We start from the raw sequence: 20210 nt of genomic DNA on the forward strand, positions 1-20210 counted from the left end.
GATGGGCGAGCGAAACTCCGCCCGCAGTACGTTACCTCGGAATCGTATTGTACAGAAATACGCCGATGGCCGTAAAAATAGCATTTGGCAGCCAGACCGCCACAATCGGATTGAGGTTGCCTGATTCGGCAATACCCTTAGCCAGCATGAAAAACAGCAGATACGTGAAGGCCAGAAAGAAGCCCAGTGCCACTTGCCAGCCAACGCCCCGGCGACTTTTGCGGGCCGACATGATTACGCCAATGACCGTCAGAATGATGATGGCGAAGGGCCGGGTATCGCGGCTGTATTTTTCGAGCAGATACGTTTCGACCCCATCGGAACCACGACTGACCAATAGGTCGATCTGGCGGTTTAGCTCCGGTCGGGTAAGAGTTTCGTACAGGTTGAAGTCCGAACTGAAATCGTCGGGTTTCAGGTTGAGCGTCGTGTCGAGCCGGGCACCGGGCGTAAGCGTTTCCCGCTGCCCGTTGATCGTCCGGATCTTGTAATCATACACGCCCCATTTTTTCTTCTTCTTGTCCCATTCGATGTGGTCGGCGGTGAGTTTCTGCTTCAGTTGGTTGCCCTCTATTTCCTCCAGCGTGAACTTATAACCCGTGTTGCTCTGATTGTTATAGCTTTCCAGGTAGGCGTAGGTGTTGGGGGCAATTTTGATATGCTGATTTCGCTTCGAATACGTGAAGGCGTCGTTGATGTATTTTATCTCGAAGTTGATCCGGGTTTTGTTCGCCTTCGGAATCAGGTAGTTGACCATGAAATAGGTGAGCACCGCCAGCACTGAGGCCCCTAACACATAGGGAAATAACAGGCGAATGAAACTCACTCCACTGCTCAGAATAGCAATGATTTCGGTGCGGGCCGCCAGCCGGGATGTCAGGAAAACGGTAGCAATAAACACCATCAGCGGACTGATGTAATTGGCCCAGTAGGGTATAAAATTGAGGTAATAATCCCCGAGAATTGCGGCAGCGGGGGCATTCGTTTTGTGGAAATTGTCGACCTTCTCGGTGTAGTCGATCATGACCACGACCAGCACGATAACCAGCACCACGAAGATGTAGGTTTGCAGGAAACGCTTGAGTATGTACCAGTCCAGTAATTTCATGTTGTGTGGTGCCGGTTTCTAAAAATTGACACGTTAGCTGTTTACTTCGTCGGCGCTTAATGCCAACCTAATGCGAGTACCGGGTTAATTGACCAACAAATTTTTAGCGACTTCGTGGCTTATGAATACGGTATGGCCACTGGCAATTTGCAAAAGAACGGACTTGTCGAACGCGTTGATTTCGGTTACCGTCACCGAGCAGCCCAGGGTCAACTGCGAATGATCGAGGTGTTGCAAAAATTCGGTCGAATGCTCCAACACTCCCATCAACCGAACATCCTGCCCGGTCAAAACCTCCGAGAGCTTTCGATAACCCGTTTGGGGCATCTGTCCGGCGGGGGTCGGAATGGGATCACCGTGCGGATCGAATTGGGGATGCCCCAGATACGTATCCAGCCGACTGACCAGTTCTTCGGACCGGATATGCTCCAGCTCCTCGGCGATTTCGTGCACTTCATCCCAGCCGAATCCTAATTTTTCGACCAGAAAGACCTCCCAGAGCCGGTGACGCCGGATTATTTGCAAGGCCAATCGTTCGCCTTCATCGGTCAACCGGACGCCCTGGTATTTTTTATAATGAATAAGCTGTTTATCGGCCAGTTTACGCAGCATGTCCGTCACCGAAGCCGCTTTCGTAGCCGTCATTTCGGCGAGGGCATTCGTACTTACCTCCCCTTCCTGACGCGTGGCGAGGTAATAAATCGTTTTGAGATAATTTTCTTCCGTAAATGACTGCATAAACGACGGCTACTCAGTAAAAACGTCCAGGTAGCATGAAACAGTTTACGGGCAAAGATAGTTTTTATGTTAAACTTTCTAAAAATTTAGATAAGCCTAAAAAAATATTTCAACAATAGGTATATTTGAGCGTTAGATAGTAACGAGTCGGCGGCTGTTTCTGTAAACCGTCGCTGTACCCACTCTACCGATCAATTCCATAATCAAATGGACGTAACGAATACAACCATGAAAGGCTGGCAGCAGGATAGCAAGGAGAATTCGCTGCCGGATGTTCATAGCTCCGTTCACGTACCCAAAAACAGCGGTTTTTTTAAAACCCTGATGGCTTATTTTGGCCCCGGTCTGATGATTGCCGTGGGGTATATGGACCCTGGTAACTGGGCAACTGACATTGCCGGTGGTGCCCGCTACGGGTATAAGCTGCTCTCGGTCGTGCTGATTTCCAATCTGTTCGCTATTCTTTTACAGCACTTGTCGCTTAAACTCGGCATTGCTACCGGTCGCGATCTGGCGCAGGCCTGCCGGGATCATTACAGCCGTCCAACCGCCATTGGGCTTTGGATACTGGCCGAAATCGCCATTGCCGCTACCGATCTTGCCGAGGTCATTGGCTCGGCCATTGCCTTAAATTTACTGTTCGGGTTGCCCCTTACGGTCGGCATTCTCATCACGGCACTCGATGTACTGCTCCTGCTTTACTTACAAAACAAGGGGTTTCAAACCATCGAGCGGATCGTGGCCAGCCTGATTTTTCTGATCATCGGTTGCTTTGGGTATGAACTGTTCGTATCGCGCCCGGCCGTTGCCGACGTTTTTGGTGGTTTGTTGCCCCGCGCCGAAATTATTACGAACCCCGGTATGCTGTATATCGCTATTGGTATTCTGGGGGCGACCGTAATGCCGCATAACTTGTATCTGCATTCCAGTATTGTGCAGACCCGCAACTTTGACCGCGATGATGAAGGACGAAAATCTGCGATCAAGTTCGCGACCATCGACTCGACGGTTTCGCTGTTTCTGGCGTTTTTTATCAATGCCGCTATTTTAATTCTGTCAGCCGCAGCGTTCCATTTTTCGGGTAATCAGTTCGTGGCTGATATTACGGATGCCCACCGGCTGCTCGATCCCATTCTGGGCGTCAAGTTAGCCGGTATTCTGTTCGCAGTCGCCCTGCTGGCTTCGGGCCAGAATTCGACGCTGACCGGAACTCTGGCGGGTCAGATCGTTATGGAAGGCTTTATCGAGTTACGCATAAAGCCCTGGTTGCGTCGGTTAATTACGCGGCTGGTCGCTATCGTTCCGGCTATGATCGTGGCTATTCTGTATGGCGAACACGGAACCTCTGAACTGCTGGTCCTTAGCCAGGTTATTTTATCGCTCCAGCTTAGTTTCGCCGTAGTGCCTCTGGTGTCGTTTACCAGCGATAAACTGAAGATGGGTCGTTTCGTGAACCCCGGCTGGATGAAAATGCTCTCGTGGACCGTGGCCGTTATTATCATCGGGCTGAACGGCTATCTACTCTGGGATACTATTTTTTAACAGACGGCATTTCCGTACTAGCATCCAACCACGCAACACCTACTACCGTTCAAGAACTGCCGGCTCCCTCGATGGCTTCTATGGCTTAGTTTTGGGCCGCTGATGCGTTGCGCTTTACCATCAGTGAACGAAGCGGATGTTTACCGGATTGGTTGCCACCTTGGGTCGAATCATCAGTTTTAGTATGTCGGTGATCGTAGCCGTCCTGCTGGGGGGTGCGACCTGGGCCAGTTGGTCCTACTATGAAGAGCAACAACTACAAAGCCAATTCAGTAAAGAAGGCCAGCTGGTTTCCGTGACTGTCACTCAGGCCGATCACAAGCAAAAATCCTGGCGCGATATATTGGGTAACACCGTCTACCTAACTGTTACCTACCGGGGCAAAGACTACATGACCCGATTCGTTATGGATTCTACCTATGTTGGTAGCGGTGATCGGGTTAGCTTGCTGTATCATGCCGGCTACGATGCATTCCGACAGCCGGCTAGCGGGGTTCATTTCAATCGATATTCAAAAGAATCACGGTTGATCGACTGGACAACGATCCGTACGTTCGGTGACGATACGAAGCTATTGTTGCTTTGTGTGATTCTGTCCGTCGCTTCGTTTTTTGTTATCTCTGGCGTGATCACAACTATCGTTCCCGTGCCTTTCCTGCAGGATTTGGCTCGATTGGTACTGGTCATTGTGCTGAGTATCGGCTGTGTTTTCTTCACCTACGATGCCTGGAACTATTACGAATACTACCAAACGCTTAAACGTACGGGCCATCAGGTAGTCGTTCAGGTGTTGGCTACCGACCGTATTGCGCCCCGTCATAGCTCCCGCCACGGCAATTCATGGCGCGACTACGACTACCAGGCCACAATTCGCTATCAACAGCAGGAGCGCATTATCCCGATCAGCGCCGACGACTACACAAGGCTTAAGCCCGGCGATTCACTTCCGGCCTATTATAATACATCGATGAACGATTTTATGTCGGTCGATTTTCCTGCTGAATTTAGCCCGGTCATCATGCCGCTGTTTTTCGGTTTTCTGGTGTTTCTGTTCGTTCGCAACGGATTCTTTAACCGAAAGACTACGCAAATTGCTTAATCAATGGTCCGGCTGGTCAGCTGTACCGACTCCCAAAAAGCCAGTTCTGAACGGACCCCCGTGCGTGGATCGGCCACAAAGTCACGTACTGATTCGTAGGCAGTCAAAACACCCTGATCGAGATAACCAAAGCAGGTGCCAACGGTAAGGGCTTCGCGGGTATCGTGCGTAACAAATAAGGCGGTCATGGCATACTGACTGACTACCCGCACAAACAGCGCCTGCATGACAGCCCGCGTCTGCGCATCGAGGTTGCCAAAGGGTTCATCCAGCAGGAGCAGGCGGGGCTTGATGATCAACGCCCGTCCGAACGAAACGCGCTGCCGCTGCCCCCCTGACAGCTGATTGGGTTGCTTTTTCGCCTGATCGCTCAATTCCAGATCCGCCAGTAGTTCGTTCACCTGCCGCTCGATGGTCGCGTTATCCAATTTCCGGATCCGAAGCCCGAACGCGACATTTTCGAAGACGGTCAAATGCGGAAACAAAAGCGGTTCCTGAGAGAGATAGACAACCTGACGACGTTCGGGAGGAACCGTCAGGACGGATTGCTTGTCTATGCGAACGTCACCCGCGTCCGTCGTTTCGAGTCCGGCTAGAATTTTGAGTAGCGTCGTTTTGCCGCACCCCGACCGGCCTAGAACGGCCAGTACCTGCCCCGCCGGAAGCGTAAACGTGACGTTGTTTAGAACAGGGGTTTGACCGAATTTTTTTGACAGGGCGTCCACAGCAAGCATTCGGCAAAAGTAAGCGAAAAGGTGCTCTGTAGATAGGGGTAATTTGGAATAGAAAAACCAGGATTTTCGCAGTAGCCGTGCCGCGCTTACTCCTTGCGTCACAAAGAAACGCGGCACAGCATGCTGCGAAAATCCTGGTTGGATGAACTACGATTCCCGGATTCGTAAATCGACCGTATGCTGTCTACAAGATACAGAAAAACGTCGTTTCAATCGCATCAAGCCCTATAAATTGATTTTTTGGTCTTGTGCGGTGTACATACCAATTGACCTGAACGAGTATGAGTTATGTACCAACGGTCTTTCCGCACCGCGTGCCGGACAATTGACACACCTGCGAAAAGTATTTTTCTAGACAAAAAAGGTACTTGGATAAATCGGATCTGGATAAGGCCAGGCTTACAATCGTCTGACAATCGCTCTTTTATTGAGCCATAGCAACAGGGCAGGAGGGAGCAGCAGGAGCAGGGAGGCAACGGCGGCCAGTCGGCTGTTGGCTTCTCCGACGAACAGAAATACCTGTACCGTTAGCGTTCGAACCTTGCCGACACTCAGGTAGTTGGTCAGCCCGAAATCGAACCAGGCTAACAGGAAGCTTTGAAACAGGCAGGTGATCAACAGCGGACGAGCAAGGGGCAACAGGACATACCGGAACGCCTGTAGCTGCGAACAGCCCAGGGTACGGCTCAGCTGTTCATACTGAATCGCCTGTTGGCTCCAGAAGCTTCGAAAAAACAGCGTGCAAAACGGTACGGTCAGCAGCATAAGCGCGACGACAACGCCCATCAGCGAGCCGGATAAATGAAACCGGATAAAATACGGCTGAATCAGGACGGCCAGCAAAACGGGTGGCAAGGCATACGGCAAATAACTCAGCGTTACCCATCGCGCAGGATGGTTGGCTAGCGCAACGGCTCTAGCCATACCAAAACCGAGTCCCGTTGACAGAACAGCAACGACCGTGGCAATCGTTAAACTCAGCAACAGGCCGTTTCCAAGACCACTATCGGTCGAGACAATTCGGGCCAGCGCGTCGACGGAGTACGTTGGTGGCAGCACATCCGGGAATCGCCAGTATTGACCCAGTGCCAGCAACCCCAGCAATACGAATGGTAAGCCGAACAGGACAGTCAGTGCGCTGGTTAAGAATGGGTTAGATCGCATGGCGCTGGGTCAGTTTCGTTGTCCAGTAAATGACAACCATCAGGCTAACCGTGACCAGAAAGCCAATCAGGTAGCCCATCGGTAGTTCGGCAAGGTCGAAACGCTGGAGTCGGGTTGTAATGAAAACGGACAGCATCTGCGGATAACTGCGGCCCAGAACCAGCGGAATATCATAAGCACCTACTACCGCCACGCCATACAGTACCAGCGTGGGCGCGGCCCGGCGCAGAAGAATTGGCACAGCTACCCGTCGATTAAACTGATGGACGGATGCACCAAGCGTTTGGGTCAGACTGCGCAGATCGTCCAGCCGCGCATCGTCATACAGGGATTGAAACAGGAGCGTAAAGAAGGGAAAGGCCAGCACGACCTGTGCCAGAATAATGCCCAGACCCGCTCCGTCCAGAATCAGCGCCGGAAAATCGTCGGGTGTGCTGGTCAGGCCGAGTGCGTGTGTAAGGCGCGACAACCAACCCGATCCACTCAGCAGTTGAAACAAATAAAACGCAACCACCAGCGACGGCAGCAGCAACGGTATGTACAGCAGTGTCGGGAAGGGTCTTTGCCGGAGCATGGACTGCCGTTTTAGCACCAGCATTAGGGCAATGACCACCGCAAGCCCTACGGATACGACGGACACGTACAGACTGAACAGTACCGATACGAACAGCGATGTTTCGGTGGTGAGATTGGTCCAATACTGCGTGGTGAAGCCGGTTGCCAGCGGTCCCGCCAAACCGACGCTATAACCAAACGCGTTGATCAGACCCCCCACCGGCAACCCGACGACGAATAGTGCATACACCCAAAGGACAACCGTTCGGGCGACGTTATTTTTCGATGACATAGCGCCGGAAGTCTTTGTACAATCGGGTCATGTATTCCGGCGCGGGTTCCTGAAAAGCCATGCCCTGAATAGCATCGCGTTTGGGTGCATACCGGCGGGTAGGCAGGTTTTCGAACTTCGCGCGGTAGAAGGCGGGGAGTTTTTTCAGGTCCAGCACCGTGTGGTCACCCCATACGTTCGGGTCCATCTTTTTTAACTGCGCTTCCGGCGACATCAGGAAATTGGCGACGAGCATAGCGGCCTCCGGATGCTGAGCGCGTTTGACGATACCCATGTAGTGCGAGTTCTGGATCGTGCCGGGCGCAGGAACGTAGGCGCGGGCGGTTTTCGGGAAGAAACCCAGATTAACTTTGTTGTCAACCTCGGCGTCGTTGTTGGAGAAGGTGAACGCGACTTCGCCGTTAGCAAACAGCTGGTGCAGCGTCGATAATTGTTCCGGAAACGTCTGCCCCTGTTTCCAGAAATATGGTTTTAGGGCGTTGATCTGTTTCCAGAGTTCGCCCGACCATTTCGTATACACATCCTCCCGGAATTTCCCCTGAAACAGGTTAGGGTCGCCCGACAGAGCGATCATCCAGGATTTGAGCAGGGTCATGCCCGTAAATTCGTTCGGAATGGTTAGTTGGCCGGGGTGCGCTTTCACGTAAGCCGGAAAGTCGGCGAACGATGTTGGTGGATTGGGCGCCTTCTGCGCATCGTAGATAACGGCCAATTGCACGTTTCCCCACGGACATTCCATACCGGCAACGGGCTGCTGAAAATCAGTGCCAATGAACGGATTCGAAAAGTCGATGTAGCGGGCGTTGGGCATTTTGTCGGTCACGGGACCGAGCAGACCATCTATCTGTCGCAACTGGTAAAACGTTTCCCCATTGATCCAGGCCATGTCGATCTGGCTTGGCTGTCCGGCGTCGCGTTCGGCCACGAGCGTCTGAACGATTTGCGCGCCCTGTCCGGCAGACGTCTGTAAGTCAATGCCATATCGTTTTTTGACGGCAGGTTTGACGTACTTGTTCATGTAGTCGTTGATGTACGGATCGCCAAGCCACATGAGTAGGGTAACCGGTTGATTGCGACCCTGTTCCTCGATTTGCTCCCAGGATTGAGTCAAAATACGGGCCGGGTCCCGCTGTTCGGACGACGTGCAACTTAGGCCAAAAGTGAATAGGGCTACTAGGAGAACTGACTTCATTAGTAATCGGTTGACGAGAGAATTTGGCAGAGCGTTGCCAAAATACGAAACAGTGCCTGTGAAACAAGCTACTTGCTAAACGCTACCACCGAACAAAAAAGAGACGGTCCGCTCATGGAACGGACCGTCTGCTCAAACACACCTAATTAAACAAAACCTGTTATAATGCTTTTGATAGTTGGATGTCGTACATACGAACCACTATTGACTTTGGATTTTCAGGCAGCTGTTTTTATTGATGTTTTTTGAAAAAAGGGTCGATTCTGCGCTTATAAGGTCTTTTTGTCGATCATATTCCTCAGAAAGAATGGACTTTCCAGGTAGTAGGTCTCAGCAAATGGACTTGTGTTAAAACAAATAACGTACCCCAAACTGAAACTGGCGGGGCGGTCCGGCATTGCGCTGAACAATACCGCTGCCGCGCGGGCCCACCTGGATCTGGTTGCTTTGGGTGGCGTTGTTCGGGTAGCCGCTCAGGTTATTGGTGTTGAGCACATTGAAAATATCCGCCCGAATTTCAACTCGTCGGGTGTTGGTGCCAACCGGCAAATTGTACTGAAGGCTCAGATCGACCACTTTTGACCAGGGCAACCGATCGGAATTGCGACTCTCGCCCGGCTGACGGTCTGTACTCCCATTGTAGGTATCGCCAAAGGCACTGCCATCACCGTTAAGATCGCTGCTGGTCAATTGGTTGCCGTTAGCAGTTAGAACGGATTTTCCTGTCTGATCCACGATCACGTACCGTGACCCGTCTGGAATCCGATTGATCGGCTGGCCACTCTGGAGCAAGGCCGCAAGGGTCGCTGTGAACCGCTGACTGACGTAATAATTGAAAATCCCGTTGATAATGTGTCGCCGGTCATTGACCGATGGTCCCCACTCGGCCGAAAAATTATTGGCGTCCATGGCGCGGAAATTGACATCTTCTGTATCGTTGTACAATCGGGAAAGCGTGTAGATCAGCCGATAGGCGTAGACGTCGTTGGCGCGCTCTTTCTGTACGTTCAGGCTTAATGCCGTGTACCGGGAACGTCCCTTATCTTCCGTCATTACTACACTCTGAGCTACACCGGTTAGGGTTTGCCCGTCGATCGTTCCGGCGCCATTGGCAATCGGGACGGGGCGGGTGAGGTTGGCTGCATTGGTCGAGCGGGCAATACCTTGTTGAGCACTCAGCGAATAATCCCAGGCAGACGGCGCGTTGAGGTTGGTGGTTCGGAAGAGGTCGTACGACTCGTTATAGACCGCATCGGCGTAGACCAGTAATTTGTCGCTCACCTGGTATTGATAGCCAAGCGTCGATTCGAACGTATACGGATCCTGGTAACCGTTGGGATTCAGAATACGACGCTCGCCACTGAACGTATTGCGCTGTCCGGCAAAGGAAGCCGCCGATGGACCCTGCAAATAACCGAACGACTGGCCGGCGCTGTTATAGCCGGGGCCGACGCTCTGATTGCCATCGAACGTCACGCGGTTGAGGTCCGTGTTGGCGGGTAAACTACCCCTGTCCACAAAATATTGTAGCTGACGCTTGAAATCCGTACCGGTGTTGTTCTGCTGAAGGGCGTCACTGTAAATGGTGTACAGAATCTTGTCGTAGAACAGCCCAACCCCACCGCGTATGGCCGAACGGCCTGTCAGCTTGTAATTGGCGCTGGCGCGGGGAGCCAGGTTGTTGAAATCGCCCGTAGCCGCTCCCCCCTTCGAGAGATTATCGTAATCGTAGCGAAGACCGAGCGTCAGGTTCAGGCGCGGACCCGCCGTGATCTGGTCTTCCACATAAGCCGTATAAATGGTCTGCGTCGTGCCGAACGAAGCAGGTCTCAACTCCACCGAATAGCCCAGTACCCTGGCATCAGCCGGAATGTCTGCCGGGCTTAGCCCAACGCCGGGATTGCGTTCGCGGAGCGCGGCTAACTGACTGGCCGTTAACTGAACGGTATAGCTGCCGTTCGGGTTGCCGCCACCGAAAAGCCGATGCCGTGCGCTGATGATTTCTGCCCCCGCCCGAATGGTGTGGTTGCCGCGATAAAACGAAACCTTTTGCTGCACCTGGATCGTATTCTCGTGCGAATCGAACAGATAGCCGGGATGGCCGAGGTACGCAATGCTCTGGCCGGTCGGATCGAGAACCGTTACGTCGGGGCTGTTCGGATTAATGGCCCGCGCATAGTTCCAGCGAAAACTGCTGTACTGAATGTTCGTTTCGGAGGCAAATCGGCTGGTCGTGTACGTATTTCGGGAGGCAATCAGCAGCGAATTGCGATCCTGCGCATTGGCCGCCGATGGAAAAGCGATCCCACCCGTAAGGCCACCTGCCTGCCGCCCAATAGCGACCTGCCCAATGTTTACCCGCAGGGATGATTTAAAACGATCCGTCCAGAACTGGTCCAGTTTGCCGGAAATATAAGTAAAGCGATTCGTGCCACGCACCGTTTCGTTAACGCCCAGTTGCGGTGATGTGAGCAGATTATCTTTTACATCGGTCGTGTGTTCAGCGTTCAGGTAGTAGAACGTTTTGTTCCTGACGAGTGCGCCACCAATGCCAAACCCGCCCTGATAACGCGCAAAGCCATCTTTCACCTGATTTCCGGACAGATCGCGTAGAGGATAACTCGTCTGCGCATCGATCACCGAACCGGGGCGGCTTAACAGAAAGACTTCGCCGGTCGTTTCGTTGCTGCCCGATTTACTGGTAATGTTGATGATACCTCCGCCCGCGTTTCCAAACTCAACGGAGTAGTTGTTGGTCAGCACTGTCACATTGCGCGTAAATCCGACCGGAATGGCAAATTTCTGACCGCCCAGAAAGCGCTCGTTATTGTCCATGCCATCGATCATGTAGTTGTTGAAAAGGCCATTCGAGCCGTTGATACTTACGTTGGGTGCTTCGGCGAAGAAACCCGTCGCCTGACTGACGTTCGGCAACCGATACAAAACGCGGGTAATGTCGCGGCCTTCAACGGGCAACTCCTCAATCTTTTTGCTTTCCAGTTCGGAGGAGACTTCGGCATTGATCGTGTTGATGCGCGATGCACTCGTACTTCGGACGTTCACTTCCGTCAGGTTGATCTCGCGTTTGGTGGGTAGAAACAACGTGACGCTCCGGCGGAAATTGGCGCGAAGAACGATTCCTTCGGCCTTACTTTCGGCATACTGGGTAGTTTCTTTGGTATAGACTTGGTAGGTACCATTCAGGGGAAGCGACCGAAAGAGAACTTTACCATTGGCATCCGTCTGCGCGGAGGTGGTCAGGCCAATGGATGCATTGTCGAGGTAGACCGTCTGCCCGGCGACCGTCTGCTGACGGGTCAATTCCCGAACACTCACGTCCAGATCGGTAGTTTGGGCAAAAGCAGTTCCTGTTAGGCTCAGCAGGAACCAGAAAAGGGAAAGTTTTCTCATAGGTTGTTTTTTGATTAACTAAACGAATGGGTAACGGCATCCTGACACCTGTACCGTTGCCAGGATTAGTCGCGCTACCAATTGTACTAACCGACCGCGTTGCGTAGTGGTTTCGCCGGGAGTCCATGATTCACAAAAACGCGCCTACGGACAGTGCCAGAGCAAGCGAACAGGAGAAATAAAAGGCGGTTGAAACAAGTCAAGAATGGACAAACGAACTGCCTACCATCGGGTCATTCCGTTAATTCACGTATACCCTACGCAATGGCTTGGTATTTTGTTTTCATTAACGCCGGACAAAATTGTAACTTTCGTATCAATCAACGCTAATGAACATAAACATGGGCTATCTTTGCCCCGTTTTGACCCGCTGGTAAACGGAAAGGGCGCAAGCCTATTTTATGGAAGACAAGAAGCATATAGACACTGTCACCGCTGCCGGTTTACTGGTAGCAATGGGGATCATTTATGGTGACATTGGTACGTCGCCCCTGTACACACTCAGGGCCATCATTGGGGCAGGAAACATCATCAGAGCCGATATTGTGCGGGGTGCTCTTTCCTGCGTATTCTGGACACTAACACTACAAACCACTGTCAAATATGTAATCTTAATTCTACGCGCTGATAACCGGGGTGAAGGGGGAATTTTTGCGCTGTATGCGTTAGTACGCCGACATGCCCGCTGGCTCACGCTACCGGCCATTATCGGTGGTTCAGCCCTGCTTGCCGATGGTATTATCACCCCGCCAATTTCGGTGTCATCGGCAGTAGAAGGGCTTCGGCTCATCTATCCGGGCATAACGGAAGTTCTGATCATCAAAATAGTCATTGCAATCCTGACGGTTCTGTTCCTCATACAGGCTTTTGGAACAAGTGTGGTCGGTACGGCTTTTGGCCCGATCATGCTGATCTGGTTTGTGATGTTAGGCACGCTGGGCATCGTTCAGATCGCTCATGCTCCCGGCATTCTGGCTGCACTCAATCCGTATTATGCGTGGTGGCTGCTGGTCGAATATCCCGGCGGTTTCTGGTTACTGGGGTCCGTATTCCTTTGTACAACAGGGGCCGAAGCACTTTATTCCGATATGGGGCACTGCGGTCGGTCAAACATTCGGGTGAGCTGGGTATTCGTCAAAACGTGTTTGATACTCAACTACTTCGGGCAAGGTGCGTGGCTGATCAGTCAGGAAGGACAAAAACTGGGAGAGCGTATTCCGTTCTACGAAGTCATGCCGCCCTGGTTCCTGACAATCGGGATCGTTATCGCAACGGCGGCCACGGTTATTGCCAGTCAGGCCCTGATCAGTGGGTCATTCACGCTCATCAGCGAAGCCATCCGGCTGAATTTCTGGCCTAAAGTACGGCTGCGTTACCCCAGTGTTCAGAAGGGACAGCTTTATGTGCCAAGCGTTAATATGCTGCTTTGGGCCGGTTGCGTTGGGGTCGTGCTGTACTTCCGCGAATCGTCGAATATGGAAGCGGCCTACGGTCTGGCCATTACGCTGACGATGCTGATGACCACGTTGCTGATGTCGTATTATTTGTATACCAAGAAGTACCAGGCGTGGGGTGTTGTCCTCTTTCTGACGGTTTATCTGGGTATCGAGGGCTCGTTTCTGGTGGCCAATCTCATTAAATTCCCGCACGGTGGCTGGGTGTCTCTGCTGATCGGTTTGGCAATTGCGAGTGTGATGTATATCTGGTTACAGGCGTTCCAGATCAAACTCCGATTGACGGAATACGTCCGGATCGATCATTATGTGCAGGCCATCAAAGAGCTGAGTCGCGATATTAGTATTCCCAAATATGCCACTCACTTGGTCTTCATGAGCAATGCGGCCCGTCAGTCGGAAATTGAATCGAAAGTCATTTATTCGATCTTCCAGAAACGGCCCAAACGCGCTGATATCTACTGGTTTGTCCACGTCGATACCACCGATGATCCGTACACGATGGAGTATAAAGTGAACACCATTGCGCCGGATGACGCCTATAAAGTGACTTTTAAGCTCGGGTTCCGGGTCGAGCAGCGCATCAACCTGTTCTTCCGTAAAGTGATCGAAGACATGGTAAAAAATAAGGAGGTGGATATTACCAGCCGGTACGAATCGCTCCGTGGCCAGAACGTGATCGGTGACTTCCGCTTCGTTGTATTGGAAAAATTTCTCTCGTTCGAAAACGAACTACCTGTCCGCGAACGGTTTATCATGAACCTTTACTTCAATATAAAAGGCTTTACCACCTCCGAAGACCGCTGGTTTGGACTGGATAGTAGCTCGGTCAAGATTGAAAAAGTACCGCTGGTTATCCGACCGGTCGAAAACGTTAAACTAAAACGCATTGCCTCCCAATAATGAGTGATCAGGAAGAAGCGACGAACGCCTACCAGCGCCAATCAAATCATAGTGATCATTCCAATACTCATTTCTTATGAAAATCCTCATTACCGGCGGAGCCGGATTTGTTGGTGCATCGATAGCCATTGCACTCAAGAAAAACTATCCTGACTACCAGATATTTGCGCTCGATAACCTGAAGCGACGCGGTTCTGAATTGAGTCTGTCACGGCTCAGAGCCGCTGGAATTGAGTTTGTCCACGGCGACATTCGGAGCAAGGAAGATTTCGATTCAATACCGGCTGTCGATACGGTGATTGAAGCATCGGCAGAACCATCGGTTCTGGCTGGTCTGGACGGAACGCCCGATTATCTCATCAATACCAACCTGTTCGGTACGGTCAACTGCCTGAACTTCGCGCTCAAGCACAAAGCCAATTTTATTTTCCTGTCGACAAGTCGCGTTTATCCGATCAAGACGATCGAAACGCTGAATTTCGAGGAAGCCGAGACACGGTTCGTGTTGACCGACGCCCAGCCCGTGCCGGGTGTATCGTCACGCGGTATTGCCGAGAACTTCCCGCTCGATGGTGCCCGGTCGCTGTACGGTACCACGAAACTTGCGTCGGAACTGATCATTCAGGAGTACAATGAGTTCTATGGTCTGAAAACCGTTATCAACCGGTGTGGCGTGATTACGGGGCCCTGGCAAATGGGTAAAGTTGATCAGGGCGTGATGGTACTCTGGATTGCCAAGCACTATTTCGAACAGCAACTGGCCTATATTGGCTACGGCGGAACGGGTAAACAAACCCGCGACATGCTACACATCGACGATCTGTACCGATTGATCGACTGGGAGTTACACAATTTGGACAAAGTCAACGGCGAAATCCTGAATGCGGGTGGTGGCGTGGAAAGCAGCGCGTCGTTGCAGGAACTGACAAAAATCTGTCAGGAAGTGACTGGCAAAACGATTCCGATCAAAGAGGTAGCCGAAAACCGGGCCGCTGATATCCGGCTGTATATTACCGATAATACGAACGTCACCAACCTGACCGGCTGGAAACCACAGCTCGGCGTTCGCGAAATCGTGACTGACATCCACAACTGGCTCAACGAAAACCGAGCTGCGCTGGAACCGATTTTGAAGTAGTAGTTTAGCTTATAATTTGGGTTAGGGGGGTCGTCTTGCTCACTACTCACCGGGTGACTCAAAAAGTCACCCGGTGAGTAGTGAGCAAGACGACCCCCCTAACTGAATCTTAATTCCTTCAAGAGATCCGGGTCGATAACCTGAAAACTCTCGTCAAGGAAGTTGTCAAAATCTACCGGCAATACTAAACGGGCTACCTGTTGATTGCAAAGTGTACCGTTGCGCAGGCCAGCGTAATCCAGATACGACGAATAAGGCCAGTCTTCCAGCCGTTCGCTCAAGCTGGCTCGCATTGGGTTTTGATGAATATAATGTAAGCAGGCAGCTACATACTGATTCTTGTCAAGCCATTTTGCTTTTGTTTCTTGCTGAAGTAAAGAGCCCGTTCGACACTCCTGGATGTTTATAGCTCTCGTATAAGAACGGAGTATGACGGCAATGGCCTGGTTTATCCTGAAAACGTCAGATCCATATGCATTGTCTACACCTGACGGGCTGTTCTCGTCAAACGTCGCAATCAGAAAATGAAAATGATTGGGCATCAGGCAGTAAGCGAGCAGGTCGCACGTGGGCAATAGATGCTTGCGAAGCTTCCGCAGAAAATAGAGATAGTTTTCAGGACGAAAAAAAAGACGTTGTCGATTGTTTCCCCGATTGTAAACGTGATAAAGCTGGCCTGATTCGACGTTCATGACCATTGAGACGTGTCGATTACAAATAGTAATCCTGTGAAACCAATACGTCGAATCAATCGATCCTATCACTTCGCGGGAATGAACGCCAGTGCAGTCCCATTCATGCAGTAGCGCAGCCCGGTTGGTTCGGGGCCGTCCGTAAATACATGGCCCAAATGCGCGTCGCAGACTGAACAGCGGACTTCGCTCCGGTTCCCATCAGGTTCGGTATACAGTGCATTTGGTACAACAGGCGCGTAAAAGCTCGGCCAGCCTGTCCGTGAGTCAAACTTGGTTAATGAGCGGAAGAGGGGATTCTGGCAGCATACACAGTTGTAAACACCGTTTCGGTGCTCGTGCGTCAATTCGCTGCTGTTGGGCCATTCGGTGCCTCGTTCGCGGGTGATGTTGTATTGCGATCGCGTCAAAAGGGATCGCCATTCGGCATCAGTCTTCTCAACCCGTCGACCGTTTGGTGACGTTGTTCCCGGAGGTGGTTTATGCGGTGGTCTCGGCGTAGCGAAATAGGTGCCGTATAACCAGAGTGCCCCTACAACGATGATCGCAGCGAAAACAAAAAAACGGGTCTGCTTCATAGAAATCGCCGGGTAGCCAGAGTGCCACTCGATCAGCCAATGGCTACTTTTCTGAGGATTGACTCGATCACCTGCAAGGTCGATACGCCATCGGCCTCGGCTTCGTAATTGAGCATAATCCGGTGGTTGAACACGTCCGGAGCTACTTCCTTAATATCTTCTGGTAACACATATTCGCGCCGGTCAAAATAAGCGAGGGCTTTGGCCGCCAGATTCAGGTTGATACTGGCGCGCGGGGACACCCCATACTGAATGTACCGGGCCTCGTCGCGGAGGTTGTACTCCATGGGTCGGCGGGTAGCAAAGACCAGTTCGATGATGTACCGTTCCAGCGTCTCGGAAATCGTGATGCCGTTGATCTCGTTGCGGATAGCTGCCAGATCTTCCTTGCCCAGAACCGGCTGCACTTCGTAATCGAAATTCATGTTCGACATCCGGCGCATCACTTCGAGTTCCTCCTCCTTGTTCAGGTAATCGACGAATACCTTCATCATGAAGCGGTCGACCTGCGCTTCGGGCAGCGGGTACGTCCCTTCCTGCTCAACCGGATTTTGCGTGGCCAGCACCAGAAAAGGCCGGTCAAGCACAAACGTTTCTTCGCCGATCGTAACCTGCTTTTCCTGCATGGCCTCCAATAGCGCTGCCTGTACTTTGGCCGGAGATCGGTTGACTTCATCGGCCAGAATTAGGTTGGCAAAGATTGGCCCCTGCTTCACTTCAAATTCTGACGTTTTCTGATTGAAAATCATGGTCCCGATCAGATCGGCGGGGAGCAGGTCGGGCGTAAACTGAATGCGTTGGAAATCCAGTTCCAGTACTTTTGCCAACGTATTGATCGTTAGCGTTTTGGCAAGTCCAGGAACGCCTTCGAGCAGAATGTGCCCGCCCGTAAACAGGCCGATGAGCAGCCGGTTAAGCAGTCGCTCCTGCCCAACCACGACCTGGCTCATCTCGTTGAATACCTCGCGAATTTTGGTGTAATAGGTAAAAGACGTTGCTTGCATCGATGTGTGTTTGCCGATCACCAGGTATACCATCGAACGGGTTCGGTTGTCGTAGCTGGTAAACCTGATTCCATAACCCTAAAACGTGGCCCGAATGCTTCGGTCCTTGCCGTGAATATCTTTATAAACCTGGATTCTGGTAAAGCCCCGATCAGCAAATACCTGCCGCGTATCGTCGCCAAACCGTTCATTGATCTCAACGTAACAAGCCCCGTCTTTCGTCAGATGGCGAACGCAGAAATCCGCAACCGCCTTATAAAACACCAGCGGGTCGTTATCTTCGACAAACAGGGCCAGATCCGGTTCATAGTTCAGCACATTCTGGTTCATATCGGCGGCTTCCGACCGGGTTACGTAGGGCGGATTGCTGACAACGCAATCGAACTTGCCCGGAAAATCGGCTGGTATTTGCAGGATGTCCTGAATCGAAAACGTAACATCGGCGTTTAAATTCTGCGAATTATGCCGGGCCAGCGTCAGGGCTTTTTCGGAGACATCCCAGCCGGTTACGACCGATTGGGGCAGGAAGCGCGATAACGTAATGGCAATGCAGCCACTGCCCGTGCCAATGTCCACGATGGGTACGTCCTCGGTGCGGTCGGCGAAGTCGTGCATGATGAGCCGTACGAGATCTTCGGTTTCAGGACGGGGAATCAATACATCAGGGGATACCTCAAATTCCAGTCCGCAGAAAATGGTCGTGCCAATGACGTGCTGGATCGGTTCCTGTCGATTCAGTCGCTCAAGAATCTTGAACCAATCCGGTTCGGTTCGGTTTGGGGGTAATGGTTTATCCGTTAAAACATCGGTCTTGCGCAGGCCGAAGTAATGGTCGAGCAGCATAAACGCCATCTCCCGCGCTTCTTCGGGTGGGTAGGCTGTAATATTTTTGCTTAAACGTTGATAGAGTGGTTTGGCGGTGGCCATTGGGTCAAGTCTGGTAATTTTACGTAAAACTAAAGAAGTTTGTGATTTATCGGTCGTCGGTCGCGGTACTGATCGTAGCCGACGAACCAAAACCCTTCAGCCGCAAGCTACACGATATGGAACAATTTATGCGTCGTGCCCTCGAATTAGCCACGCTTGGCCGGGGTCATGTGAGCCCAAATCCACTGGTTGGCTGTGTTATTGAGCACGATGGTCGAATCATTGGCGAAGGCTGGCACCAGCGTTATGGCGAGGCCCATGCCGAACGCAACGCTATTTTATCGGTAAAGCCCGAAGACGAGTATCGTTTACCCGACAGTACTGCCTACGTAACGCTCGAACCCTGTTCGCATTATGGAAAACAGCCGCCCTGTGCGGATTTGCTCATCGAAAAGCGGGTAAAACGCGTCGTCTGCTGCAACGACGATCCCAATCCGTTGGTAGGCGGACAGGGGTTCGCCAAATTACACAATGCCGGTATCCTGGTCGAAACCGGAATGCTGGCTAACGTGGGCCGGGAATTGAATGCTCGGTTTTTTACTTTCTTTGAGCAGCAGCGTCCGTATATCATTTTGAAATGGGCAGAAACCGCCGACGGATTTATTGCCGGAGCGGGCGGGAAACCCGTCAAGATCAGCGGTGAGCTGTCGCATCGGCTGGTGCATCGGTGGCGATCGGAAGAAGATGCGATCATGGTCGGTACCAACACGGCCCGTACCGATAATCCCCGGCTCAATGTCCGCCTTGTACCGGGCCGTAATCCAACGCGTATCGTCATTGACAAACAGCTCCAGTTGGCGGCAGATCTGAATTTGTTCGATAATACGCAACCGACGATAGCCTACAATTTGCTAAAAAGCGAAACGGTTGATCAGACGATCTATGCGCAGCTTGACCCCGATAAGCCACTATTACCGCAACTACTCGCTGATCTGTACGAACGGCGCATTCAGTCGGTACTGGTTGAGGGAGGGACCACGTTACTGCAATCGTTCATGGAGGCTGGACGCTGGGACGAACTGCGCGTATTCCGGAGTCAGACCGTACTTGGTGAAGGCATACCGGCACCTAGAGTACGAGGCACCCTTGTGAGCCGACAACGAGTGGGAAACGATGAACTGACGCTGTACAAGCCTTGACCGTAGCACTAGCCACAAAATGAAACGAGGCTTCATCAATCCGATGAAGCCTCGTTCCGTACATAGAACCTAATCCTTATTGCGACTGGGCAACAGGCGTAGCATTGATGCCGATATTGCCACTGGCGACCATCGCTGTACCCGCCATAATTTTTACATTGGCGCTATAACTAGCCAGCTTGTCGTAGAAACCCGCTTCGTTAATCGTGTAGAACTTGCTGCCGGAGAATTCGCCTGTGGCCCCACTGATGGAACCAAGCGGCTTGAGCACAGTAGCCGAACTTTCAGCGAGCTTTCCCTGATAGATGGACGAGGCATACGTTGTGCCACTGGTCGTATTGTAGAGACCCATTTCGACAAGCGTAACCGACGAGCTGTACTTGTAGAACACCACCCGCCCGTAAACCGTCGCTCCCGTCGCCGAAGTCAGCGTGTACGATTTGTAGGTCGTTACTGTGCCTCCGCCGGGCGCTACATTGGTGTTCGGCTCGTATTTATTCTGCTCACACGAACTAAGTAAGGCAAGCATGGACAGGAGAA

The 20210-nt window shown here is 51.9% G+C and carries 17 protein-coding genes; 5 read left to right on the forward strand and 12 right to left on the reverse strand.

What is annotated here, in order from left to right:
* Positions 1-31: 31 nt before the first annotated feature.
* Positions 32-1108: an LptF/LptG family permease gene (locus tag GK091_RS10280; protein WP_164037003.1), complete on the reverse strand. Its 1077-nt coding sequence runs from the start codon at positions 1106-1108 to the stop codon at positions 32-34.
* Positions 1109-1192: 84 nt separating this feature from the next.
* Positions 1193-1846 (reverse strand): metal-dependent transcriptional regulator, encoded by a 654-nt coding sequence (locus GK091_RS10285; RefSeq protein ID WP_164037006.1) that lies wholly within the window; start codon positions 1844-1846, stop codon positions 1193-1195.
* A gap of 207 nt (positions 1847-2053) precedes the next feature.
* On the opposite strand from GK091_RS10285, the gene GK091_RS10290 reads away from it, so the two are divergent.
* Together GK091_RS10290 and GK091_RS10295 are read left to right on the forward strand one after the other, a co-directional pair.
* The gene (locus tag GK091_RS10290; protein ID WP_164037008.1) at positions 2054-3388 is read left to right on the forward strand and encodes an Nramp family divalent metal transporter; all 1335 of its coding nucleotides are present in this window, start codon (positions 2054-2056) and stop codon (positions 3386-3388) included.
* A gap of 136 nt (positions 3389-3524) precedes the next feature.
* Positions 3525-4487: a DUF3592 domain-containing protein gene (locus GK091_RS10295; RefSeq protein ID WP_164037010.1), complete on the forward strand. Its 963-nt coding sequence runs from the start codon at positions 3525-3527 to the stop codon at positions 4485-4487.
* On the opposite strand, the gene GK091_RS10300 is transcribed toward GK091_RS10295, so the two are convergent.
* From GK091_RS10300 to GK091_RS10320, 5 genes are all read right to left on the reverse strand, one after another.
* Complete coding sequence (locus GK091_RS10300) at positions 4484-5221, reverse strand: ABC transporter ATP-binding protein (RefSeq protein WP_164037012.1); 738 nt, start codon at positions 5219-5221, stop codon at positions 4484-4486. The genes GK091_RS10295 and GK091_RS10300 overlap by 4 nt on opposite strands.
* 399 nt (positions 5222-5620) lie before the next feature.
* Positions 5621-6385, reverse strand: coding sequence for an ABC transporter permease (locus GK091_RS10305; RefSeq protein ID WP_164037014.1), 765 nt, complete (start codon positions 6383-6385; stop codon positions 5621-5623).
* The gene (locus GK091_RS10310; protein ID WP_164037018.1) at positions 6375-7232 is read right to left on the reverse strand and encodes an ABC transporter permease subunit; all 858 of its coding nucleotides are present in this window, start codon (positions 7230-7232) and stop codon (positions 6375-6377) included. The genes GK091_RS10305 and GK091_RS10310 overlap by 11 nt, the downstream gene beginning before the upstream one ends.
* The gene (locus tag GK091_RS10315) at positions 7216-8424 is read right to left on the reverse strand and encodes an ABC transporter substrate-binding protein (protein ID WP_164037020.1); all 1209 of its coding nucleotides are present in this window, start codon (positions 8422-8424) and stop codon (positions 7216-7218) included. The genes GK091_RS10310 and GK091_RS10315 overlap by 17 nt, the downstream gene beginning before the upstream one ends.
* 348 nt (positions 8425-8772) lie before the next feature.
* Positions 8773-11835, reverse strand: a complete 3063-nt coding sequence (locus tag GK091_RS10320; protein WP_164037023.1) for a TonB-dependent receptor — start codon at positions 11833-11835, stop codon at positions 8773-8775.
* Positions 11836-12236: 401 nt separating this feature from the next.
* On the opposite strand from GK091_RS10320, the gene GK091_RS10325 reads away from it, so the two are divergent.
* Complete coding sequence (locus GK091_RS10325) at positions 12237-14192, forward strand: KUP/HAK/KT family potassium transporter (protein WP_164037024.1); 1956 nt, start codon at positions 12237-12239, stop codon at positions 14190-14192.
* 76 nt (positions 14193-14268) lie between these two features.
* Complete coding sequence (locus tag GK091_RS10330; protein WP_164037027.1) at positions 14269-15330, forward strand: NAD-dependent epimerase/dehydratase family protein; 1062 nt, start codon at positions 14269-14271, stop codon at positions 15328-15330.
* A gap of 98 nt (positions 15331-15428) precedes the next feature.
* Here GK091_RS10330 and GK091_RS10335 read toward each other — a convergent pair whose 3' ends face one another.
* From GK091_RS10335 to prmC, 4 genes are all read right to left on the reverse strand, one after another.
* A complete protein-coding gene (locus GK091_RS10335; protein WP_164037029.1) occupies positions 15429-16022 on the reverse strand; it encodes a transposase in 594 nt (197 codons plus the stop codon).
* Between the two features lie 68 nt (positions 16023-16090).
* Positions 16091-16600 (reverse strand): peptide-methionine (R)-S-oxide reductase MsrB, encoded by a 510-nt coding sequence (msrB, locus tag GK091_RS10340; RefSeq protein WP_164037031.1) that lies wholly within the window; start codon positions 16598-16600, stop codon positions 16091-16093.
* A gap of 32 nt (positions 16601-16632) precedes the next feature.
* Complete coding sequence (locus GK091_RS10345; protein WP_164037032.1) at positions 16633-17604, reverse strand: AAA family ATPase; 972 nt, start codon at positions 17602-17604, stop codon at positions 16633-16635.
* A 78-nt stretch (positions 17605-17682) separates the two neighbouring features.
* Complete coding sequence (gene prmC / locus GK091_RS10350) at positions 17683-18531, reverse strand: peptide chain release factor N(5)-glutamine methyltransferase (protein ID WP_164037033.1); 849 nt, start codon at positions 18529-18531, stop codon at positions 17683-17685.
* A gap of 116 nt (positions 18532-18647) precedes the next feature.
* Here prmC and ribD point away from each other — a divergent pair, with 116 nt between their 5' ends.
* The gene (gene ribD, locus GK091_RS10355; protein ID WP_164040701.1) at positions 18648-19670 is read left to right on the forward strand and encodes a bifunctional diaminohydroxyphosphoribosylaminopyrimidine deaminase/5-amino-6-(5-phosphoribosylamino)uracil reductase RibD; all 1023 of its coding nucleotides are present in this window, start codon (positions 18648-18650) and stop codon (positions 19668-19670) included.
* A 76-nt stretch (positions 19671-19746) separates the two neighbouring features.
* Here the strand turns inward: ribD and GK091_RS10360 are convergent, their stop codons facing one another.
* A complete protein-coding gene (locus GK091_RS10360; RefSeq protein ID WP_246202190.1) occupies positions 19747-20199 on the reverse strand; it encodes a hypothetical protein in 453 nt (150 codons plus the stop codon).
* Positions 20200-20210: the final 11 nt, after the last annotated feature.

The organism is Spirosoma agri, assembly GCF_010747415.1.
In the GTDB taxonomy this organism is placed as follows: Bacteria; Bacteroidota; Bacteroidia; order Cytophagales; family Spirosomataceae; genus Spirosoma; species Spirosoma agri.

What these genes read in the sequence shown, in the direction of transcription:
- GK091_RS10280 (WP_164037003.1), bottom strand. Translation starts at nt 1,108, where the DNA reads ATGAAATTACTGGACTGGTACATACTCAAGCGTTTCCTGCAAACCTAC.
- GK091_RS10285 (WP_164037006.1), bottom strand. Translation starts at nt 1,846, where the DNA reads ATGCAGTCATTTACGGAAGAAAATTATCTCAAAACGATTTATTACCTC.
- GK091_RS10290 (WP_164037008.1), top strand. Translation starts at nt 2,054, where the DNA reads ATGGACGTAACGAATACAACCATGAAAGGCTGGCAGCAGGATAGCAAG.
- GK091_RS10295 (WP_164037010.1), top strand. Translation starts at nt 3,525, where the DNA reads ATGTTTACCGGATTGGTTGCCACCTTGGGTCGAATCATCAGTTTTAGT.
- GK091_RS10300 (WP_164037012.1), bottom strand. Translation starts at nt 5,221, where the DNA reads ATGCTTGCTGTGGACGCCCTGTCAAAAAAATTCGGTCAAACCCCTGTT.
- GK091_RS10305 (WP_164037014.1), bottom strand. Translation starts at nt 6,385, where the DNA reads ATGCGATCTAACCCATTCTTAACCAGCGCACTGACTGTCCTGTTCGGC.
- GK091_RS10310 (WP_164037018.1), bottom strand. Translation starts at nt 7,232, where the DNA reads ATGTCATCGAAAAATAACGTCGCCCGAACGGTTGTCCTTTGGGTGTAT.
- GK091_RS10315 (WP_164037020.1), bottom strand. Translation starts at nt 8,424, where the DNA reads ATGAAGTCAGTTCTCCTAGTAGCCCTATTCACTTTTGGCCTAAGTTGC.
- GK091_RS10320 (WP_164037023.1), bottom strand. Translation starts at nt 11,835, where the DNA reads ATGAGAAAACTTTCCCTTTTCTGGTTCCTGCTGAGCCTAACAGGAACT.
- GK091_RS10325 (WP_164037024.1), top strand. Translation starts at nt 12,237, where the DNA reads ATGGAAGACAAGAAGCATATAGACACTGTCACCGCTGCCGGTTTACTG.
- GK091_RS10330 (WP_164037027.1), top strand. Translation starts at nt 14,269, where the DNA reads ATGAAAATCCTCATTACCGGCGGAGCCGGATTTGTTGGTGCATCGATA.
- GK091_RS10335 (WP_164037029.1), bottom strand. Translation starts at nt 16,022, where the DNA reads ATGAACGTCGAATCAGGCCAGCTTTATCACGTTTACAATCGGGGAAAC.
- msrB (WP_164037031.1), bottom strand. Translation starts at nt 16,600, where the DNA reads ATGAAGCAGACCCGTTTTTTTGTTTTCGCTGCGATCATCGTTGTAGGG.
- GK091_RS10345 (WP_164037032.1), bottom strand. Translation starts at nt 17,604, where the DNA reads ATGCAAGCAACGTCTTTTACCTATTACACCAAAATTCGCGAGGTATTC.
- prmC (WP_164037033.1), bottom strand. Translation starts at nt 18,531, where the DNA reads ATGGCCACCGCCAAACCACTCTATCAACGTTTAAGCAAAAATATTACA.
- ribD (WP_164040701.1), top strand. Translation starts at nt 18,648, where the DNA reads ATGGAACAATTTATGCGTCGTGCCCTCGAATTAGCCACGCTTGGCCGG.
- GK091_RS10360 (WP_246202190.1), bottom strand. Translation starts at nt 20,199, where the DNA reads ATGCTTGCCTTACTTAGTTCGTGTGAGCAGAATAAATACGAGCCGAAC.